At 70.9% G+C, this 18,255-nt stretch carries 19 protein-coding genes; 11 read left to right on the plus strand and 8 right to left on the minus strand.

The annotated features are described in order from the left end of the window. Nucleotides 1-219: 219 nt before the first annotated feature. Genes ACMXN5_RS09120 through ctaC form a run of 3 tightly spaced genes read right to left on the minus strand, consistent with a single transcriptional unit; the run spans nt 220 to nt 3,200 of the window. Nucleotides 220-618: a cytochrome c oxidase subunit 4 gene (locus tag ACMXN5_RS09120; RefSeq protein WP_078977531.1), complete on the minus strand. Its 399-nt coding sequence runs from the start codon at nt 616-618 to the stop codon at nt 220-222. After that, complete coding sequence (ctaD, locus tag ACMXN5_RS09125) at nt 615-2,333, minus strand: aa3-type cytochrome oxidase subunit I (protein ID WP_395789127.1); 1,719 nt, start codon at nt 2,331-2,333, stop codon at nt 615-617. The genes ACMXN5_RS09120 and ctaD overlap by 4 nt, the downstream gene beginning before the upstream one ends. A 3-nt stretch (nt 2,334-2,336) precedes the next feature. Then, nucleotides 2,337-3,200 (minus strand): aa3-type cytochrome oxidase subunit II, encoded by an 864-nt coding sequence (gene ctaC, locus ACMXN5_RS09130; protein WP_395789129.1) that lies wholly within the window; start codon nt 3,198-3,200, stop codon nt 2,337-2,339. A gap of 235 nt (nt 3,201-3,435) precedes the next feature. Between ctaC and ACMXN5_RS09135 the strand changes: the two genes are divergently transcribed. Beyond that, a complete protein-coding gene (locus tag ACMXN5_RS09135) occupies nt 3,436-4,836 on the plus strand; it encodes a cysteine desulfurase/sulfurtransferase TusA family protein (RefSeq protein WP_439674809.1) in 1,401 nt (466 codons plus the stop codon). Between the two features lie 77 nt (nt 4,837-4,913). Here the strand turns inward: ACMXN5_RS09135 and ACMXN5_RS09140 are convergent, their stop codons facing one another. Continuing rightward, entirely contained in the window at nt 4,914-5,891 is a 978-nt protein-coding gene (locus ACMXN5_RS09140; RefSeq protein WP_395789133.1) for a carbohydrate kinase family protein, read from the minus strand. A 189-nt stretch (nt 5,892-6,080) separates the two neighbouring features. On the opposite strand from ACMXN5_RS09140, the gene ACMXN5_RS09145 reads away from it, so the two are divergent. Continuing rightward, the gene (locus ACMXN5_RS09145; protein WP_078977526.1) at nt 6,081-6,302 is read left to right on the plus strand and encodes a hypothetical protein; all 222 of its coding nucleotides are present in this window, start codon (nt 6,081-6,083) and stop codon (nt 6,300-6,302) included. A gap of 57 nt (nt 6,303-6,359) precedes the next feature. Next, nucleotides 6,360-7,007, plus strand: coding sequence for a hypothetical protein (locus tag ACMXN5_RS09150; protein WP_439674810.1), 648 nt, complete (start codon nt 6,360-6,362; stop codon nt 7,005-7,007). Between the two features lie 91 nt (nt 7,008-7,098). Here ACMXN5_RS09150 and ACMXN5_RS09155 read toward each other — a convergent pair whose 3' ends face one another. Next, nucleotides 7,099-7,452, minus strand: coding sequence for a HesB/IscA family protein (locus ACMXN5_RS09155; RefSeq protein WP_020553010.1), 354 nt, complete (start codon nt 7,450-7,452; stop codon nt 7,099-7,101). A 165-nt stretch (nt 7,453-7,617) separates the two neighbouring features. Here ACMXN5_RS09155 and nadA point away from each other — a divergent pair, with 165 nt between their 5' ends. Further along, nucleotides 7,618-8,832: a quinolinate synthase NadA gene (nadA, locus tag ACMXN5_RS09160; RefSeq protein WP_395789137.1), complete on the plus strand. Its 1,215-nt coding sequence runs from the start codon at nt 7,618-7,620 to the stop codon at nt 8,830-8,832. Between the two features lie 82 nt (nt 8,833-8,914). Here nadA and pspAA read toward each other — a convergent pair whose 3' ends face one another. Beyond that, nucleotides 8,915-9,193 (minus strand): PspA-associated protein PspAA, encoded by a 279-nt coding sequence (gene pspAA, locus ACMXN5_RS09165; protein ID WP_439674812.1) that lies wholly within the window; start codon nt 9,191-9,193, stop codon nt 8,915-8,917. Next, entirely contained in the window at nt 9,190-9,963 is a 774-nt protein-coding gene (locus tag ACMXN5_RS09170; RefSeq protein ID WP_078977522.1) for a PspA/IM30 family protein, read from the minus strand. The genes pspAA and ACMXN5_RS09170 overlap by 4 nt, the downstream gene beginning before the upstream one ends. A gap of 187 nt (nt 9,964-10,150) precedes the next feature. Here ACMXN5_RS09170 and ACMXN5_RS09175 point away from each other — a divergent pair, with 187 nt between their 5' ends. The 3 genes from ACMXN5_RS09175 (at nt 10,151) to ACMXN5_RS09185 (ending at nt 12,637) form a co-directional block, all read left to right on the plus strand. After that, the gene (locus ACMXN5_RS09175) at nt 10,151-10,756 is read left to right on the plus strand and encodes a DUF3043 domain-containing protein (protein ID WP_380032725.1); all 606 of its coding nucleotides are present in this window, start codon (nt 10,151-10,153) and stop codon (nt 10,754-10,756) included. Beyond that, complete coding sequence (locus ACMXN5_RS09180; RefSeq protein ID WP_439674813.1) at nt 10,753-11,523, plus strand: class I SAM-dependent methyltransferase; 771 nt, start codon at nt 10,753-10,755, stop codon at nt 11,521-11,523. Before ACMXN5_RS09175 ends, ACMXN5_RS09180 begins: the two co-directional genes overlap by 4 nt. 115 nt (nt 11,524-11,638) lie before the next feature. Next, nucleotides 11,639-12,637, plus strand: a complete 999-nt coding sequence (locus ACMXN5_RS09185) for an aldo/keto reductase family protein (RefSeq protein ID WP_380032729.1) — start codon at nt 11,639-11,641, stop codon at nt 12,635-12,637. Nucleotides 12,638-12,709: 72 nt separating this feature from the next. Here ACMXN5_RS09185 and ACMXN5_RS09190 read toward each other — a convergent pair whose 3' ends face one another. After that, nucleotides 12,710-12,916, minus strand: coding sequence for a hypothetical protein (locus ACMXN5_RS09190; protein ID WP_078977518.1), 207 nt, complete (start codon nt 12,914-12,916; stop codon nt 12,710-12,712). A gap of 92 nt (nt 12,917-13,008) precedes the next feature. Here ACMXN5_RS09190 and ACMXN5_RS09195 point away from each other — a divergent pair, with 92 nt between their 5' ends. The 4 genes from ACMXN5_RS09195 (at nt 13,009) to ACMXN5_RS09210 (ending at nt 18,159) form a co-directional block, all read left to right on the plus strand. Then, entirely contained in the window at nt 13,009-14,325 is a 1,317-nt protein-coding gene (locus tag ACMXN5_RS09195; RefSeq protein WP_439674814.1) for a bifunctional adenosylcobinamide kinase/adenosylcobinamide-phosphate guanylyltransferase, read from the plus strand. A gap of 351 nt (nt 14,326-14,676) precedes the next feature. Beyond that, the gene (locus ACMXN5_RS09200; protein ID WP_395789147.1) at nt 14,677-15,717 is read left to right on the plus strand and encodes a nicotinate-nucleotide--dimethylbenzimidazole phosphoribosyltransferase; all 1,041 of its coding nucleotides are present in this window, start codon (nt 14,677-14,679) and stop codon (nt 15,715-15,717) included. Beyond that, nucleotides 15,714-16,496 carry an adenosylcobinamide-GDP ribazoletransferase gene (locus ACMXN5_RS09205; RefSeq protein WP_439674816.1) on the plus strand — a complete coding sequence of 261 codons (783 nt, stop codon included), beginning with the start codon at nt 15,714-15,716 and terminating at the stop codon, nt 16,494-16,496. The genes ACMXN5_RS09200 and ACMXN5_RS09205 overlap by 4 nt, the downstream gene beginning before the upstream one ends. Nucleotides 16,497-16,653: 157 nt before the next feature. Beyond that, nucleotides 16,654-18,159: a leucyl aminopeptidase gene (locus ACMXN5_RS09210; RefSeq protein ID WP_439674817.1), complete on the plus strand. Its 1,506-nt coding sequence runs from the start codon at nt 16,654-16,656 to the stop codon at nt 18,157-18,159. Nucleotides 18,160-18,255: the final 96 nt, after the last annotated feature.

An 18,255-nucleotide genomic window follows, 5' to 3' on the forward strand; every position in this document is an offset into this window, starting at 1 on the left:
GCGTGTCCCTCCCTCGTCCTGGTACTCCCTTGCGCCCATTTGACGCATCGACCCCCCGTCCAGGTTGCTTCAACCGGCGAACAGTCACACATCGGTGACATTCGAGGGTGTCGGAGTCCCTTGTAGATATCACACAAGGCCGACCACCCTTTCGGATGATCGGCCTTGTGGCGAAACCGTATTGCGTTGGTTGCGAACCGGTGGCCCGCGGCGGCGGTCCTAGTAGCGCTGGTCGGCGCCCCGGTAGAACTCGAAGACCCAGCCGAAGACGCCGATCGCGACGATCGGTGCGGCGAACATCGCCAGCCACCAACCGAAGATGACGCCCAGGAACAGCAGCGCCGAGCCGAGCGCGAGCATCAGCGGCTGCCAGCTGTGCGGGGCGAAGAAGCCCAACTCGCCGGCGTCGTCGGCGATCTCGCCCTCTTCGTTGTCCTGCGCGAGCAGGTCCATCCGCCGCGCGGTGAAGATCAGGTAGAACCCGATCATCAGCGCGAGACCGAAGGTCAGCGACAACGCGGTGGTACCGGTCGGGTCCTCGGAGAGCACCCAGTAGACGATCGTCACGGGCAGCAGGAACACGGCCAGGACGGCGAACAGGACACCGTTGAACTTCACTTCTCGGCTCCCTTCGCCAGCTCGGGCGATGCCTCGGAACGCTCGTCGGTGAGGTACTCCAGCGCGGCGATCTCCGGGTGGTGGAGGTCGAACGCGGGCGCCTCGGAACGGATCCGCGGAATGCTCGTGAAGTTGTGCCGCGGCGGCGGGCAGGAGGTCGCCCACTCCAGCGAACGGCCGTAGCCCCACGGGTCGTCCACGGTGATCTTCTTGCCGTACTTGTGCGTCTTCCAGATGTTGTAGAAGAACGGCAGGATCGACAGACCCAGCAGGAACGAGCCCAGGGTCGAGATCGTGTTCAGCGTGGTGAAGCCCTCCGAGTCCAGGTAGTCCGCGTACCGGCGGGCCATGCCCTCGGCACCCAGCCAGTGCTGCACCAGGAACGTGGTGTGGAAGCCGATGAACAGCGTCCAGAAGGTGATCTTGCCCAGCCGCTCGTCGAGCATCTTGCCGGTGAACTTGGGCCACCAGAAGTGGAAGCCCGCGAACATCGCGAACACCACGGTGCCGAACACCACGTAGTGGAAGTGCGCCACCACGAAGTAGGTGTCGGAGACGTGGAAGTCCAGCGGCGGCGAGGCGAGGATGACGCCGGTGAGGCCACCGAAGGCGAAGGTGACCAGGAAGCCGACGGTCCACAACATCGGTGTCTCGAAGGACAACGAGCCGCGCCACATGGTGCCGATCCAGTTGAAGAACTTCACGCCGGTAGGTACGGCGATGAGGAACGTCATGAAGGAGAAGAACGGCAGCATGACCGCGCCGGTCGGGAACATGTGGTGCGCCCACACAGTGACCGACAGGCCCGCGATCGAGATGGTCGCGGCGATCAGGCTCTTGTAACCGAACATCGGCTTGCGCGCGAAGACCGGGATGATCTCCGAGACGATGCCGAAGAACGGCAGCGCGATGATGTACACCTCGGGATGGCCGAAGAACCAGAAGAGGTGCTGCCACAAGATCGGTCCGCCGTTGGCCGGATCGAAGACGTGTGTGCCGAACTTGCGGTCCGCCTCCAGCGCGAACAGCGCGGCGGCGAGTACCGGGAACGCCATCAGGACCAGCACCGAGGTCAGCAGGACGTTCCAGCAGAAGATCGACATGCGGAACATCGTCAGACCGGGCGCGCGCATGCAGATGATCGTGGTGATGAAGTTGACGGCACCGAGGATGGTGCCGAAGCCCGACATCGCCAGACCCATGATCCACATGTCGCCGCCGATGCCCGGCGAACGCACCGCGTCGGACAGCGGCGCGTACGCGAACCACCCGAAGTCGGCGGCACCCTGCGGGGTGATGAAGCCGGCCACCGCGATGATCGAGCCGAACAGGTACAGCCAGTAGGCGAACATGTTCAGGCGCGGGAACGCCACGTCGGGGGCGCCGATCTGCAGCGGCATGATCCAGTTCGTGAAGCCGGCGAACAGCGGCGTCGCGAACATCAGCAGCATGATCGTGCCGTGCATCGTGAACGACTGGTTGAACTGCTCGTTCGAGATGAACTGCGTGCCGGGGCGAGCCAGCTCCGCGCGCATGAGCAGCGCGAGCACACCACCGATGCAGAAGAAGACGAAGGAGGTGATCAGGTACATCGACCCGATCGTCTTGTGGTCAGTGGTCGTCATCCACTTGACGACGATGTTCCCGGGCTGCTTCCGGCGGATCGGGGGCGGCCCGTCCGGGGCCACGGTCTGTGGCTCACTGAGGATTGTCACTCGTCACTTCTTCCCGTGCGCGTCAACGGGGGCCGGCTCGTTGATCTTGCTGCGCAGCTCGCCGGTCTGGCCCTTCGCGGCCAGCTCCTTGAGGTGCTGGACGTAGTCGGCCTTGTCCACGATCTTCACGTCGAAGAGCATGCGCGAGTGGTCCACACCGCACAGTTCGGCGCACTTGCCGCCGTAGGTGCCCTTCTTGGTCGGAACGACCTCGAACTTGTTCGTACGCCCCGGGATGATGTCCTTCTTGTACAGGAAGTTCGGGACCCAGAACGAGTGGATGACGTCCGGCGACGTGAGGTCGAACCGGATCGACTCCTTGACGGGCAGGTAGAGCGTCGGCCGCTTGCCGGGCGTGCCCTGCTCGTAGACGTCGACCGTGCCGTCGGCGGGGTCGCCCTTGTAGTTGAAGGACCAGCTCCACTGCACGCCGACCACGTTGATCACGTTGTCGGGGTTCTTGGAGAGCTCTTCGAGCTTGGTCTCGTCACGCGCGGTGAAGTAGAAGAAGACCGCGATCATGATGCCGGGGATGACCGTGTACAAAACCTCGATGGGGAGGTTGTATCGCGTCTGCGGCGGGATCTCGATCTTGGTGCGCGACCGGCGGTGGAACGCGACGCTCCACAGGATGAGCCCCCACACCACGGCCCCGACGATCAGCGCTGCAATCCAGGCGCCCTGCCAGAGCGACAGGACTCGCGGACCCTGCTCGGTGACAGGGTTGGGCAGGCCGAGTCTCGGCAGGTCCTTGGAATCGACGGAGCAGCCGGTGGCGGTCGCGGTGACGAGGCCCAGAGCCAGCAGCTGCGGCACCCTGCGCCGCATCCAGCGCCGCGGCGAGCGGTCGGAGCCGTAGGGACTCACGTAGCGCCTTCCCGAATGTCTCGCCCGCGCGCGAGTCGGGGTGGGGAACTTTTCTTCCCTGACGACCCGTTGCGCGGACAGGTATGGATGTTTCTGCGGGCCAAACCCTACTCCAGCCCTATTCGGGTCGCGCGCGGAGGTCTGGTGTGGCGGGCCGGGTTGATGTGACGGTGCGTCCGTTCGGGCGAACGGCCCGAACGCGTCCGGGATTCGCTTATTGGCTACGGTCCGACCCATGGCGTATTTCGACGCGGCCTCCACCGAACCACTGCACCCGGCCGCGAAAGCGGCGTTCCTGAGCACGCTCGACGAGGGCTGGGGCGATCCCGCGCGCGGTTATCACGACGGCCGACGGGCGCGGATGCTGCTCGACGCCGCGCGGGAGACCGTGGCGTCCGTGCTCGGCACCCGACCTGATGAAGTGTCATTCACCACATCCGGGACACAGGCGGTCCAGTTGGGCATGCTCGGCGTGCTCGCCGGACGGCGCCGGGTGGGTGCCCATCTGGTGCTCGGCGCGGTCGAACACTCCTCCGTACTGCACACCGCGGACGCTCACGCGGCCCGTTCGGAGCAGCGCGGAACGAGCGCGGAAATCACCCGGACGGGGGTGGACCGTACGGGCCGCCTCGACGTGTCGGCGTTCGCGTCGGCGCTGCGTTCGGACACCGCGCTCGCGTGTGTGCAGAGCGCCAACCACGAGGTGGGCACGGTACAGCCGATCGCCGAGGTGGTGACGGCGTGTCGGGCGGCGGGCGTGCCGCTGCTCGTGGACGCCGCGCAGTCGGTGGGCCGAATGCCGGTCCCGGACGGGTGGTCGGTGTTGACCGCGAGCGCGCACAAGTGGGGCGGCCCGGCCGGGGTCGGCCTGCTCGTGGTGCGCAAGGGCACCCGCTACGTGTCGGCGCTGCCCTACGACGAGCGCGAGGCGCGGCGCGTGCCCGGCTTCGAGAACGTGCCGGCGATCGTGGCGGCCGCGGTCGCGCTGGGCGCGGCGAGCACCGAGTCGGCCGAGGAGGACGCGCGCCTGTCCGGGCTGATCGACCGGATCCGGGCCCGGGTCCGCGAGACGGTGCCCGACGTCGAGGTGGTCGGCGACCCCATCGAGCGGCTCCCGCACATCGTCACGTTCTCCTGCCTGTACGTCGACGGCGAGGCGCTGCTGGCCGAGTTGGACCGGGCGGGGTTCGCGGTGTCCTCCGGGTCCTCGTGCACGTCCTCGACGCTGACGCCCAGTCATGTCCTGGAGGCGATGGGCGTGTTGTCCCAGGGCAACATCCGCGTCTCGCTGCCGCGCGGCACGGCCGAGGCCGAGGTGGACCGTTTCCTGGCGCTGCTCCCGGGCCTGGTGGCCCGGCTGCGCACGGTGGTCGCGCAGCCGCCGGCGGCGCCGGCCTCGGTCGCCGCCGAGGAGGGCGTGGTGGTCGACGCGCTGGGCCGGCGCTGTCCGATCCCGGTGATCGAACTGGCCAAGCGCATCCTCGACGTCGAGGAGGGCGCGGCGGTCACCGTGCTCTCCGACGACGAGGCGTCGGCGCTGGACATCCCGGCCTGGTGCGAGATGACCGGCCACGAGTTCGTCCGCGCCGAACCCCGCGAGCGCGGCAGCGCGTACGTGGTCCGGCGCCGTTCCTGATCCGCGCCGCGACGACATGGCGTGTGGCGCCGGTCGGGCCGATGCGGCCCGGCCGGCGCCCGAGGGGCGTCCTCGCGTCAGAGCGGCAGGTGCTCCGCGACCTCGGCCGCGGCCGCGTCGCCGTACGCCCCGGCGAGCCGGCTCAGGAAGGGCGCGCGGCGCAGCGAGTATTCCTGGGTGCCCACCGTCTCGATGACCAGGGTGGCCAGCATGTTGCCGACCTGCGCCGCGCGCTCCAGGGACAGGCCCCACGAGATGGCGGACAGAAAGCCGGCGCGGAACGCGTCGCCGACGCCCGTCGGGTCGACCTTGGCCTCCTCGGCCGGGCAGGTCACCACGATCGGGTCCGCGTCGGCCTGCTCCACCCGGGCGCCGCCGGGGCCGAGGGTGGTCACCCGTACGCCGACCTTCTTCAGGATGTCCGCCTCGGACCATCCCGTCTTCTGCACGATCAGCGCGCTCTCGTACTCGTTGGTGAGCAGGTACGCCGCGCCCTCGATGAGCCGGCGGATGTCCTCCCCGTCCATCCGCGCCAACTGCTGCGAGGGGTCGGCCGCGAACGGGTAGCCGCGCTCGCGGCACTCGTCGCTGTGGCGCAACATCGCCTCGGGGTCGTTGGCGCCGATCACGACCAGGTCCAGGCCGCCGACCCGGTCGGCCACCGGCCGCAGTTCGATCTCCCGCGCCTCGCTCATCGCCCCCGTATAGAAGGAGGCGATCTGGTTGTGCTCCTCGTCGGTGGTGCACACGAACCGCGCGGTGTGGTGGGTCTGCGAGATGTGCACCGACTCGGTGTCCACCTGGTGTCGGTCCAACCACGAACGGTAGTCGACGAAGTCCGCGCCGGCGGCGCCGACCAGGATCGGCGACAACCCCAGGCAGCCCATGCCGAAGCAGATGTTCGGCGCCACTCCGCCGCGTCGGATGTCCAGCCTGTCGACGAGGAAGGAAAGCGAGACCACGTGCAACTTGTCCGAGACGAGCTGGTCGGCGAAGCGACCCGGGAACGTCATCAGGTGATCGGTGGCGATCGATCCGGTCACGGCAATACGCATGGCACGTCTCTCCTGTGGAGTACGGCGAGCAACGGTGCGAACGAGGAAGGGGGTGGGGAAACCCGCACACATTAACCCACCTCGCTCCGGCGACCCTCGCAAACTACCCATCGGTACACCGTGCCGTCACGCTCCGTGCGAACTAGGCTGGAAATCCCCCGGTGATCAGTCAAGTCGAGGAGTCAGGGAATGTCCCCGATGCCCGTGATGCCCGCGATGCCGTCCCAGGCCGAGCCCGAGACGCTCGACGACCTGCGCGGCGACTGCCGTCACATCGATGCGTCGTGGACCACGCCCGGCCCGGAGCGCACGCCGGCCAAGGCGGCACCCGCCGGCTCGCACGCCCCCGCCACCGACGTGCCCGCGCACGGCGCGACCCTCGTGGCGGGCATGTCCGAGTACGGCGACTGACCGTCCCGGCCCGCCCCGCCGCGGGAACCGCCCCGGCGGCGGGCGCGTCCAAGGGCCATGCGTATCCACGGCGAGCCCGATGACCGCATCCGACCCGAACCCACCGCGCGCCGGCGCCCGTTGATCACCGTCCTGGCGATCGTCGGGGTGCTCGGCATCGGCGGCGGTGCCTGGGCGCTGCAGGGCGACGGCGACGAGGGGTCACCCCGTTCGAGCGCCGCCGACCCGAGCGCACCGGCGCAGATCGAACCGGCCGCCCCCGGCGGCGCGGCGAGCGGCGCCCCGCCCGCCGCCCCGAGCGACGCCGCCCGGGCCCGACCCGGCGCGCCCGCCACCGGCAACGGCGCGGGCCCCGACACCTCGACGTCCTCCCCCGTGCTGCCCGGGGCCGCTCCGCACACCTATCACCCGGCGCAGCCGAACACCCGCTTCAGCCGCTACACGGTGGCCCCCGACGGCCGCGCCCTGACCGCGTGGTTGTGGGGCGGCCAGTGCGAGAGCGACCGCCTGGTGGTCGCGAGCGATACGGCCGACGCGGTGGCCGTGCGGGTGGAGGTCACCCGGACCGGCGACGTATGCACCGACATGGCCGTCGAGAACAAAGCCGACGTGATGCTTCCCACACCGCTGGGCGCCCGCCGGCTCGTCGACGCCGACACCGGCGCGACCGTTACCCCCGGCGGCAACCCCTTCACCGCCGGCTGACCGCACCCGCCCCCGGACCCACACACGACGACGCCGCGCCGGCCCCTGCGGGCCGACGCGGCGTCGTGGTTCGGGACGAGTCCCGACAGGATCAGTGGAACGAGTCGCCGCACGCGCACGAGCCGGCCGCGTTCGGGTTGTCGATCGTGAAGCCCTGCTTCTCGATGGTGTCGACGAAGTCGATGGTGGCGCCGCTCAGGTAGGGCGAGCTCATCCGGTCCGTGACCACGGAAACACCGTTGAAGTCGGCCACGACATCGCCGTCGAGCGAGCGCTCGTCGAAGAACAGCTGGTACCGCATGCCGGAACAACCGCCGGGCTGGACGGCCACGCGCAGCGCGAGATCGTCGCGACCCTCTTGCTCCAGCAGAGTCTTGACCTTGGCCGCCGCCTCATCGCTGAGGAGGATGCCACCGGTCTTGGTGGTCTCGTCCTGGACAGTCATCTGCAAGCTCCCACGTGGTGGTTCGACATTCGTACGCCACTTCCACCGTCGGCAACCGATGGTGGCTCGGCCCTATTCCCACATCATGCTTCGGGCCCTCGCGTTTTACTCATGGTCGCACACCCCCACTCTCGTCAACCTGACATGAACAGGATAGGATGATTAATGTCAAGTAGACGAAAAGAGGTGCGCGCAGTGACCGCGACACACGATCTGGACCTGCCGCCGGGGGTGCGGCCGACGCCGCTCGCCTTGCTGATGCTCGGGCGCGCCGCCGACGCGCGCAGCGAACGCGGCGTCGAGTGTCCCGGCGACCTTCCCTCGCCCTCCGACCCGAACCTGGTGGCGCGGGCGCGCGCGGCCAAGGAGAAGCTCGGCGACAAGGTCTTCATCCTGGGTCACCACTACCAGCGCGACGAGGTGATCGAGTTCGCCGACGTGACCGGCGACTCGTTCAAGCTCGCGCGCGAGGCGGCGGCCCGGCCCGACGCGCCGTACATCGTCTTCTGCGGTGTGCACTTCATGGCCGAGAGCGCGGACATCCTCACCTCCGACGAGCAGCAGGTGATCCTGCCGGACCTGGCCGCGGGCTGCTCGATGGCCGACATGGCCACCTCGGAGCAGGTCGAGGAGTGCTGGGACGTGCTCGCCGAGGCGGGCATCGCGGACGTGACCGTGCCGGTCTCGTACATGAACTCCTCGGCCGACATCAAGGCGTTCACCGGCCGCAACGGCGGCACGATATGCACGTCCTCCAACGCCAAGAGGGCCCTGGACTGGGCTTTCGAGCAGGGCGAGAAGGTGCTGTTCCTGCCCGACCAGCACCTCGGCCGCAACACCGCCGTGCTGGAGCTGGGGCTGAGCCTGGACGACTGCGTACTGTACAACCCGCACAAGCCGAACGGCGGCCTCACCGTCGAGCAGCTGCGGGCGGCGAAGATGATCCTGTGGCGCGGGCACTGCTCGGTGCACGGCCGGTTCGACGTGAGCTCCGTCGAGGAGGTGCGCGAGCGCATCCCCGGGGTCAACGTGCTGGTCCACCCGGAGTGCCGGCACGAGGTGGTCACCGCCGCCGATTACGTGGGCTCGACCGAATACATCATCAACACGCTGGACGCCGCCGAGCCGGGGTCCGCGTGGGCGATCGGCACCGAGCTGAACCTGGTCCGCCGAGTCGCCGCGGCGCATCCGGACAAGCAGGTCGTCTTCCTCGACAAGACGGTGTGCTTCTGCTCGACGATGAACCGAATCGACCTGCCGCACCTGGTCTGGGCCCTGGAGTCGCTGGTCGAGGGCACCGTGGTCAACCGCATCCGGGTGGACGCGGAGACCGAGAAGTTCGCCAAGGTCGCGCTGGACCGCATGCTGGCGCTGCCGTAGGCGCAGTCACGTGAGCGAGCGGTGTGTCCCGGAAGCCCCGGGGCACACCGCCCACACGCAGCACGGAAGAGCGATGGTTCGGTCAGCCCGGGATCAGGCCGTCCGCACTCAACATCTTCCTGACCTCGTCCACATGCGCGTCCTCCGCCGGCAGCAGCAGGTCGGAGGGCACGATCTCGTCGTCCGGCACCGGGGCGCCGAGTTCGCGGACCCTGGACAAAAGCGCCGTCAGCCCCGCGCGGAAGGCGGCGGCGTCGCCACCCTCGAGCGCGGCCTGAAGCTCGTCGTCGAGCCGGTTGAGCGCATCGAGATGCTCCTCCGCGACGTCGAGCTGGCCCTCACCCACGATCCGCACGATCATGTGCCTTCTCCCTGCTTGTCGAACCGCGGCCGGGGCTGACCCGGGCCGATCGCCGGCGGCGGGGTGCCTCCGGACAACTCGGCCTTCATCCGCTCCAGCTCCAGTTCCACATCCGACGTGCTGGACAAACGCTCCAGCTCGGCGGTGATGTCGTCCTTCGCCATCCCGGTCGGGTCGTCGAGCGCGCCCGAGGCGAGCAGCTCGTCGATCGCGCCCGCACGGGCCTGCATCTGCGCGGTCTTGTCCTCGGCCCGCTGGATCGCGAGCCCGACGTCGCCCATCTCCTCGGAGATGCCGGCGACCGCGCCACCGATCCGCGCCTGGGCCTCGGCGGCCGTGTACGTCGCCTTGATCGTCTCCTTGCGGGTGCGGAAGGCGTCGACCTTGGCCTGCAGTCGCTGCGAGGCAAGGACGAGCTTCTCCTCCTCCGCCTGGAGGTTCTGGTGTTGGGTACCGAGGTCCGAGATCTGCTGCTGCACACCCGAGCGGCGCATCAGCGCCTCGCGGGCCAGATCCTCGCGACCGAGCGCCAGTGCCTTGCGGCCCTGGTCCTCGAGCTTGCCCGACTGCTGCTGCAGACCGGTCATCTGCAATTCGAGCCGCTTGCGGGAGGTCGCCACATCGGCCACACCCCTACGCACCTTCTGCAGCAGTTCGAGCTGCTTCTGGTACGAGTAATCGAGCATCTCGCGTGGATCCTCGGCCTTGTCGAGGGCCTTGTTGGCCTTCGCGCGGAAGATCATCGCCATTCGCTTCATTACACCGCTCATGGGCCTCGCGTGCCCCCTTCGTAGGCAACCCGTGCTGCTCCCTGAAGCCTAAATGCCCAAGCGACCTTGTGGCAGCAGGGCTTTGCCTCACTTGACGTGTTCCCGCCCGCGAGAGTTCCGGATCGTCCTCGTGCCCGATTCGGGGAGCGTTGAAATCTCCCGCCCCTCGAACACGTAGGCTTTGACCGTGTTCCGACGACGTTCCCACGCAGAGCCCGAGACCGCCGAGCAGTCCCTGGAGCGTCTCCAGGGCGAGTCGGCCGTCCGGGACCCCCAGGCCCCGAAGGGCCGCCCCACGCCCAAGCGCTCCGAGGCGCAGGCCAACCGCAAGACCAAGGTGTCCGTCCCCAAGGACCCCAAGGCTGCGCGCAGGCAGGCCCGGCTGCGGATGCGCGAGGAGCGCGAGACGCAGCGCCAGGCGCTGCTCACCGGCGACGAGCGGGCGCTGCCGGCCCGCGACCGGGGGCCGCTGCGCCGGTTCGCCCGCGACTACGTCGACGCGCGCTACACGGTCGGCGAGTTCTTCCTGCCCTCGGCCGTGATCATCCTGATCCTGAGCATCCTGCCCAGCCTCGCGATCAAGAACTTCTCGCTCTTCCTGTGGATCGCGGTGATCCTGCTGATCATCCTCGACTCGGTCCGGGTCAACATGGGCCTGAAGAAGGCGTTGCGGGCGAAGTTCCCGAAGGAGAACCTCAAGGGCGTCACCCCGTACGCGCTGATGCGCTGTCTCCAGCTCCGTCGGCTGCGGTTGCCCAAACCGCAGGTCAAACGAGGCGAGAAGGTCGCATGACGACGATCACCGGGTTGAGCGGCGACCTGCACACGCAGGTCCGCCGCGAGTTGGTGGCCCGCCAACTGGCCGAGCACATGACGAGCCTGCGCGACCGCGGTCCGCTGCGGGTGCTCGACGTCGGCTGCGGGCCGGCCTCGCCCGGCATCCTGCTCGCCCGTGCGGGACACATCGTCACCTCGGTGAACACCGACACCGACGTGCTCACCGCGCTGCACGACGACCTGGCCCGGGAGTCGGCCGACGTGCAGGGGCGGATGCGGCTGGTCGAGGGCGACGGCGCCGAGGCCGGCCGGCACTTCCCGCCGGGCAGCTTCGACCTGGCCATCTGCCACGACGTGCTGGAGGCCCAGCCCGAGCCCGACGGCATGCTCGCCGCGCTGGCCCGGATGATGACGCAGGGCGGGCTGATCTCGGTCACCTCGCGCAACGCCGGCTCGCTGGCGATGCGCGCCGGTGCCGCGGCCCAGTGGACCGCGACGCTCAAGGGCCTGTCCGCGACCACGTACCCCAACCCGGCCGGCGGCACGCTGCGCGCGGACACCGTCGACGGGCTGTGCACAGTGCTCGCGGACCTGGGCGCGCCGGTCCTGGACTGGTACGGCGTCGGCGTCTTCAGCGGCCTCCAGCCCGACGACGCCGAGCCGCCGCGCGGCCAGAAGGCGTGGACGAACCTGCTCGCCTGCGAGGAGGACGCGTCGCGCCGCGACCCGTACCGCCTGATCGCGCCGGTCCTGCACCTGGTCGCCGAGAAGACCGTGCGCTAGGACGCGCCCGGGCATCGGGGGGCGGGACGCGTCGGAGGGCCCGTCCCGTCATGGGGACGGGTGTGTCCGGTGATGCGGAAGATCGTCGCGCGGGTGTCCGACATAGGGTGTTCGCATGGACTTCCGACACCTCGGCCGCAGTGGTCTCGTCATCAGTGAGATCGCCTACGGCAACTGGCTCACCCACGGCTCCCAGGTGGAAGAGGACGCGGCACTCGCGTGTGTGCGGGCCGCGCTCGACTGTGGCATCACCACCTTCGACACCGCCGACGTGTACGCGGAGACGCGCGCGGAATCGGTGCTCGGCCGGGCGCTGAAGGGCGAGCGCCGCGAGGGCCTGGAGATCTTCACCAAGGTCTACTGGCCCACCGGTCCCGGTCGCAACGACCGGGGTCTGTCGCGCAAGCACATCCTCGAGGCGATCGACGGGTCGTTGTCGCGCCTGGGCACCGACTACGTGGACCTGTACCAGGCCCACCGCTTCGACTACGCGACGCCGCTGGAAGAGACCATGCTGGCCTTCGCCGACGTGGTCCGCGCCGGCAAGGCGCTGTACATCGGGGTCTCCGAGTGGAACGCCGAGCAGATCCGCGCCGCCGCCGAACTCGCCCGCGAGTTGCGGGTGCCGCTGGTGTCGAACCAGCCGCAATACTCGATGTTGTGGCGGGTGATCGAGGCCGAGGTGGTGCCAGCCTCGGAGGAGCTGGGGCTCGGCCAGATCGTCTGGTCGCCGATCGCGCAGGGCGTGCTCACCGGCAAGTACCTGCCGGGGCAGCCGCCGCCGGCCGGGTCGCGCGCCACCGACGACAAAGGCGGCCAGGACTTCGTCTCGCGGATGCTCACCGACGATGTGCTCACCCGGGTGCAGCAGCTGCGCCCGCTCGCCGACGAGGTCGGTCTCTCGCTCGCCCAGCTCGCCGTCGCGTGGGTCCTGCAGAACCCGAACGTGTCGGCCGCGATCATCGGCGCGTCCCGCCCGGAGCAGGTGCGGGAGAACGTCAAGGCGGCGGGTGTCCGGCTGGACGAGAGCCTGCTGACCAAGATCGACGTGATCCTGGACCCGGTGGTCAACCGCGACCCGGCGCTCACCCTGAGCCCGAGCACGCGTCCGTAGCCGAACCGCCGGAGGGCGCGGCCCGGGCCGCGCCCTCCGGCGTGTGCGATCGGCGCGGTCCGCCGTGCCGGGTCAGCCCTCGGCGGCGCGCAGACTCATGTGTTCGTAGACGACGGCGTCGTCCTCCAGCAGGCTCACCTGCTCGATGCCCGCCGCGAGCAGATCCTTCCAGGTCTCGCCGAGCCAGCTCTCGGCGTCCGACTGGTTGGTGAAGTCCTCGGCCTCCGGGCCCTCGACGGGGGCACCGTCCGCGTCCTCATACCGCCACACCCACGACATGTCGGGCTCCTCATCTCGGATCTCGGACCGTCAAAAGACCTGCACAGTAGATCAAGCCCACCCACCTCATAGCCAGGAGCTCGACGACACCCATGGAGCTGACGCTGCTCGGCACGGCCGGTCCCAAGGGCTGGCCCCAGCCGTTCTGCACCTGTGCCTCGTGTCTGGGGTGCACCGGGCCGGCGGTGCGCGGACCCGCGTGTGTGCTGCTCGACGGCACGCTGCTGCTCGATTGCGGTCCGGAGCCCGCGCACGCCGCGGCGCGGGCCGGGTACCCGCTGACCGGGGTGCGACGGTTGTTGCTGAGCGGTCCGGCCGAGGCCACGCCGTTGGCCTGGCTGCCCGCGGCGGGGCTCGACGAGGTGGCCGCGCCGTCCGCGCCGCCGGCCTGGTTGCCTGCGCCCTCGGCGGGCGGGCCGAGGTGGCGACGGGTCGCGGCGGGTGACACGTTCGAGGTGGACGGTCGGCGAATACGGGTGTTGCCCGGCGGGACTCCCGGGCGGGTCGCCTACGAGGTGATCGGCGCCGACGGCACGCGGCTGCTGTACGTGCCGCCCTCGACGCTGCCGCCGGAGGCCGAGGCCGGCCGGGCCTGGACGCGCGAGGGCGGGCACTACGACGTGGTGTTGCTCGACGTGGTGTCGTGGCCGGAGCGGCTGGCCACGCTGCGGCGCGACGGCGCGGTCACCGAGGACACCGACGTGCTGGCGATCCACCTGTCGCACGAGTCGCCGCCGGGCGAGGAGTTGCACCGCCGGTTGGCCGCGTGGGGCGCTCGCGCGGTGCCGGACGGCGGTGTGGTGCGGGTCGGCGCCGACCCCTCGCCGACGCCGCGTCCGCATCGCACCCTCGTCCTGGGCGGGGCCCGCTCGGGCAAGTCGGCGGAGGCCGAACGGCGCCTCGCGGCCTGTCCGGACGTGCTCTATGTGGCGACCGGCGGCACCCGGGAGGGCGATCCGGAGTGGGCCGAGCGGGTCGCGCTGCATCGTGATCGCCGACCGGACACCTGGGGCACCGCCGAGACGGTGGAGCTGACGGGGCTGCTCGCGAAGGCGCGTCGGCCGCTCCTGGTGGACTGCCTGTCGTTGTGGCTGACCGCGGTGATGGACGCGCACGGCGCGTGGGACGACGACGCGTGGGCGGACGGCGGCGCGCGCGAGGCGGTGCGGGCCGACGTCGCGGCGCTGGCCGCGGCGTGGCGGGCGTGCCGCGTCCCCGTGGTCGGGGTGAGCAACGAGGTGGGCAGCGGCGTGGTCCCGGCAACCCCCGCCGGCCGCCGCTTCCGCGACGAACTGGGCCGCCTCAACGCGACGATCGCAGCCGAATCCGACGAGGTCCTGCTGGTGGTCGCAGGCCAGGTCCTCACATTGCGCCCCCTCCCAACCCAACCCAGACCCGCCGCCCCCTGACCCCAACCCCGAAGGCCCGCGAAGCGGGCGGGCGAGCAGGCGGGCAGGCGGACGAGCAAGCGGGCGAGCAGACCGGCAGGCGCGCAGGCGGGCGAGCACGCAGGCAGGCAAGCGAGCGGGCAGCAGGCAGGCGAGCGGGCAGGCGGGCAGGCGGGCAAGCGGGCGGCAACCGCGGCCGGCGCTCCGCAACCCTCGCAACGGCCCCGAGCGGGCCTGCGGGGCGGGATCGGTGGGCCCCTGCGCCGTATGACCGCAGGCTTCGGGCGCGACGCAACGGGTGGAGCGGGCGGGTGAACCAACCCGAGCCCACCGAGGCGCGACCGCCGCGCCGACGACAACTACCCTGACCAGGTGACAATCGACCTCGACTCCCTGGCCGCACAGGTGGAGCGCCCAGACGACGACGCCCGCGCACGCGTCCGCACACACCTGGCCGACCTCGCGGGCGCCCCCAGCGCGTACGGCCGACTCGAAGAGCTCGCGATCCGGTACGCCTCGATCCGGGGCGGCAAGACCACCGCGCCCATCGGCGCCCCCCGAGTCGTGCTGTTCGCCGCCGACCACGGAGTGGCCACGCACGGAGTGTCGGTCCGCCCGCCCGGCTGGACCGCGCGCGAGGTACGGGCCACCCTCGCCGGCACCACCCCCGCAGCCACGTTCGCCGCCGCGCTCGACACGCCGATCCGGATCGTCGACATCGCCGTCGACGCCGAGCCCGACGCCTTCCCCGAGCCGATCGCGCGCCACCGGATCCGACGCGGCTCGGGCGCGCTGGACAGCGCGGACGCGCTCGCTCCCGGCGAGGCCGAGGCGGCGTTCCGGGTCGGGACCGAGATCGCCGACGCCGAGATCGACTCCGGCGCCGACGTACTGCTCCTGGGCTCCCTGGGCGCGGCGGCCACCACCCCGGCGGCCGTCCTGATCGGCGCGCTCACCGGCATGGACGCGGCGGCGGTGATAGGCCGCGGCTCCGGCATCGACGACGCGACCTGGATCCGCAAGTGCGCCACCATCCGCGACGCGCTGCGCCGGGCCCGGCCCGTGCTCGGCGACCCGATGCGGCTGCTCGGCGTCAGCGGCGGGGCCGACTTCGCCGCGATGACCGGATTCCTGCTCCAGTGCTCGGTCCGCCGCACGCCGGTGCTGCTCGACGACGTCTCCACCGCCGCGGCGGCCCTGGTCGCCCAGCGGATCTCCTACCGCGCGCCCGACTGGTGGCTGGCCGGCCACGTCACCCCCGAGCCCGGCCACGTCAAGGCGCTGGACCGGCTCGCCCTCGAACCGGTCCTGGACTACCGGGTCCGCGGCGGCGAGGGCGTCGGCGCGCTGCTCGCGCTCCCGGTGCTGCGCGCGGCGGTCGATCTGGTGGCCCGGGTACAGCCCACCCCGTGAGCGCCGGTACCACCTCGGCCGGGCTGCGCCTGGCGTTCGGCATCCTGTCGGTGATCCCGGTCGAGGTGGAGCGCGTGGACCGCCCGGTGGCCGGCCGCGCGATGGCCTGCGCACCGCTGGTCGGCCTGGTCCTGGGCGGCCTAGCCGCGGGCGTCCTCGCCCTCGCCGAATGGGCCGGCACCGGCGCGTTCACCGCCGCCGCGCTCGCCGTCGCCGCGCTGGCCCTGCTCACCCGAGGGCTGCACCTGGACGGCCTGGCCGACACCGCCGACGGCCTGGGCTCGGCCAAGCCCGCCCCGGACGCGCTGCGCGTCATGAAGGCGTCCGACATCGGCCCGTTCGGCGTGCTTTCCCTGCTCTTCCTGGTCCTGATCGAGATCGGCGCGCTGAGTCGGCTCGGGCAGCACGGCGGCGGATCGGCCGCCGCCGCCCTGGTGTTCGCGGTGGTCACGGGCCGGGTCGCGCTGTCGATCGCGTGCGGCCCGGGCGTACCGTCCGCGCGTCCCGACGGACTCGGGGCGATGGTCGCCGGCACCGTCGGGCGCGGCGTGCTGCTCGCCTGGTCGCTCGTCCTGGTCGCCGGCGCCGGCCTGTACGGCCTCGTCCAGGACCCGGCCGAGGCGCTGCGCGCGCTGGGCGCGGCGATCGCCGGACTCGCCGCCGCCGCCCTGCTGTTGCGGCACACCACACGCCGATTCGGCGGCATCACCGGCGATGTGCTGGGCGCCGTCGTGGAGACCGCCGGCTGCGTCGCGCTGGTGGTCCTGTCCACTGGCTGAGACGTTTGCCGGGAAGGCGTGAAATGCTGAGGGCGAACGTATCTTCCATACGGCTCGTCACCGCTCGACGCGGCATCCCCAGCAAGGATCGCCGCGTCGGTGCCCCACCGATCGTGCGGGCACTCAGCACCTCCGAGAGATGAGAGACAGGACACTCGTGACCACACTGAGTATCGGCTCCACCGCGGCCCTTTCCCTGCGCGCCGACGTCCTCGTGATCGGCGCCGTCAAGGGCAAGGACGGCGCCGTCCTGGCCGAGGGCGCCGAGAGCGTCGACGCGGCGCTCGACGGCCGGCTCACCGCCACCCTGTCCGCCGTCGACGCCACCGGGGCCGAGGGCGAACTACACCGGGTGCCGACGTTCGGCGCGGCCAAGGCCCCGCTCGTGCTGGTCGTCGGCCTGGGCGAGCAGCCCGCCGACGGCTTCGCGCACGAGACGTTGCGTCGCGTGGGCGGCACCGTGGCGCGGGCGCTCGCGGGCGTCAAGAAGGCCGGTGTGGCACTGCCGTTGGCCGGTGCGGAGGCGGTGGGTGCGTTCGGGGAGGGCGTGCTGCTCGGCGCGTACTCCTTCGAGACCTACCGGGAGAAGTCGCGCGAGGGCCGCAAGGACGCGGTCAAGGACGTCGTGCTGCTCGGCCTGAAGGCCAACAAGGCGGTCAAGGCCGCCACGGAGCGCGCCGCGATCACCGCGGAGAGCGTGAACCACGCGCGCGACCTGGTCAACACCCCGCCGAACGACCTGAACCCGAAGGACTTCGCCGCGATCGCGGTGGACACCGGCAAGAACGCCGGCTTCAAGGTCGAGGTGCTGGACGACAAGGCGCTCGCCAAGGGCGGCTTCGGCGGCATCCTCGGCGTCGGCCAGGGTTCGGCCAACAAGCCGCGCCTGGTCCGCCTGGGCTACACGCACCCCAAGGCCAAGCGCACCATCGCGCTTGTCGGCAAGGGCATCACCTACGACTCGGGCGGCATCTCGCTCAAGCCGGCCGGGTCCAACGAGACGATGAAGATGGACATGGGCGGCGCGGCGGCCGTCCTGGGCGCGGTCACCGCGGTGGCCCGGCTCGGCCTCGAGGTCAACGTGACCGGCTGGCTGGCGCTGGCGGAGAACATGCCCTCCGGCACCGCGATCCGCCCCGGCGACGTGCTGCGGATGTACGGCGGTCGCACCGTCGAGGTGCTGAACACCGACGCCGAGGGCCGCTTGGTGCTCGCCGACGCGATCACGCGCGCGTGCGAGGAGTCGCCGCAGATGCTGATCGACGTGGCCACGCTGACCGGCGCGATGATGGTCGCCTTGGGCAACGACATGTACGGGATCATGGCCAACGACGACACCTTCCGCGACGCGGTGTACGACGCGGCGACGCGGGCGGGCGAGCAGGCCTGGCCGATGCCGCTGCCGGCCGACATGCGCAAGCAGATGGACTCGCCGATCGCGGACCTGAAGAACATGGGCAACTCGCGGATGGGTGGCGGCCTGATCGCCGGCATCTTCCTCCAGGAGTTCGTCGCCGAGGGTGTGCACTGGGCGCACCTGGACATCGCGGGCCCGGCGTTCCACGAGGGCGAGGCCGGCGGCTACCGGGCCAAGGGCGGCACGGGCGTCGCGGTGCGTTCGCTGCTCCAGGTCGCGCAGGACGTCGCGGACAACCGGATCTGATCCGGACGCGGGACGGCGGTCCGGTCCGGGCGGGGCACGCAGGCGCCCCGGCCGGACCGGCCGTACCGCACCGGGGTGCGCCTCACCCGCGCGCGG

This window comes from Embleya australiensis, assembly GCF_051903075.1.
Classification (GTDB): domain Bacteria; phylum Actinomycetota; class Actinomycetes; order Streptomycetales; family Streptomycetaceae; genus Embleya.

Bases quoted from the DNA above. Each gene is read 5' to 3' on its own strand.
- ACMXN5_RS09135 (WP_439674809.1), top strand. From the start codon at position 3,436: ATGGCGTATTTCGACGCGGCCTCCACCGAACCACTGCACCCGGCCGCG.
- ACMXN5_RS09140 (WP_395789133.1), bottom strand. From the start codon at position 5,891: ATGCGTATTGCCGTGACCGGATCGATCGCCACCGATCACCTGATGACG.
- ACMXN5_RS09145 (WP_078977526.1), top strand. From the start codon at position 6,081: ATGTCCCCGATGCCCGTGATGCCCGCGATGCCGTCCCAGGCCGAGCCC.
- ACMXN5_RS09150 (WP_439674810.1), top strand. From the start codon at position 6,360: ATGCGTATCCACGGCGAGCCCGATGACCGCATCCGACCCGAACCCACC.
- ACMXN5_RS09155 (WP_020553010.1), bottom strand. From the start codon at position 7,452: ATGACTGTCCAGGACGAGACCACCAAGACCGGTGGCATCCTCCTCAGC.
- nadA (WP_395789137.1), top strand. From the start codon at position 7,618: ATGTCAAGTAGACGAAAAGAGGTGCGCGCAGTGACCGCGACACACGAT.
- pspAA (WP_439674812.1), bottom strand. From the start codon at position 9,193: ATGATCGTGCGGATCGTGGGTGAGGGCCAGCTCGACGTCGCGGAGGAG.
- ACMXN5_RS09170 (WP_078977522.1), bottom strand. From the start codon at position 9,963: ATGAGCGGTGTAATGAAGCGAATGGCGATGATCTTCCGCGCGAAGGCC.
- ACMXN5_RS09180 (WP_439674813.1), top strand. From the start codon at position 10,753: ATGACGACGATCACCGGGTTGAGCGGCGACCTGCACACGCAGGTCCGC.
- ACMXN5_RS09185 (WP_380032729.1), top strand. From the start codon at position 11,639: ATGGACTTCCGACACCTCGGCCGCAGTGGTCTCGTCATCAGTGAGATC.
- ACMXN5_RS09190 (WP_078977518.1), bottom strand. From the start codon at position 12,916: ATGTCGTGGGTGTGGCGGTATGAGGACGCGGACGGTGCCCCCGTCGAG.
- ACMXN5_RS09195 (WP_439674814.1), top strand. From the start codon at position 13,009: ATGGAGCTGACGCTGCTCGGCACGGCCGGTCCCAAGGGCTGGCCCCAG.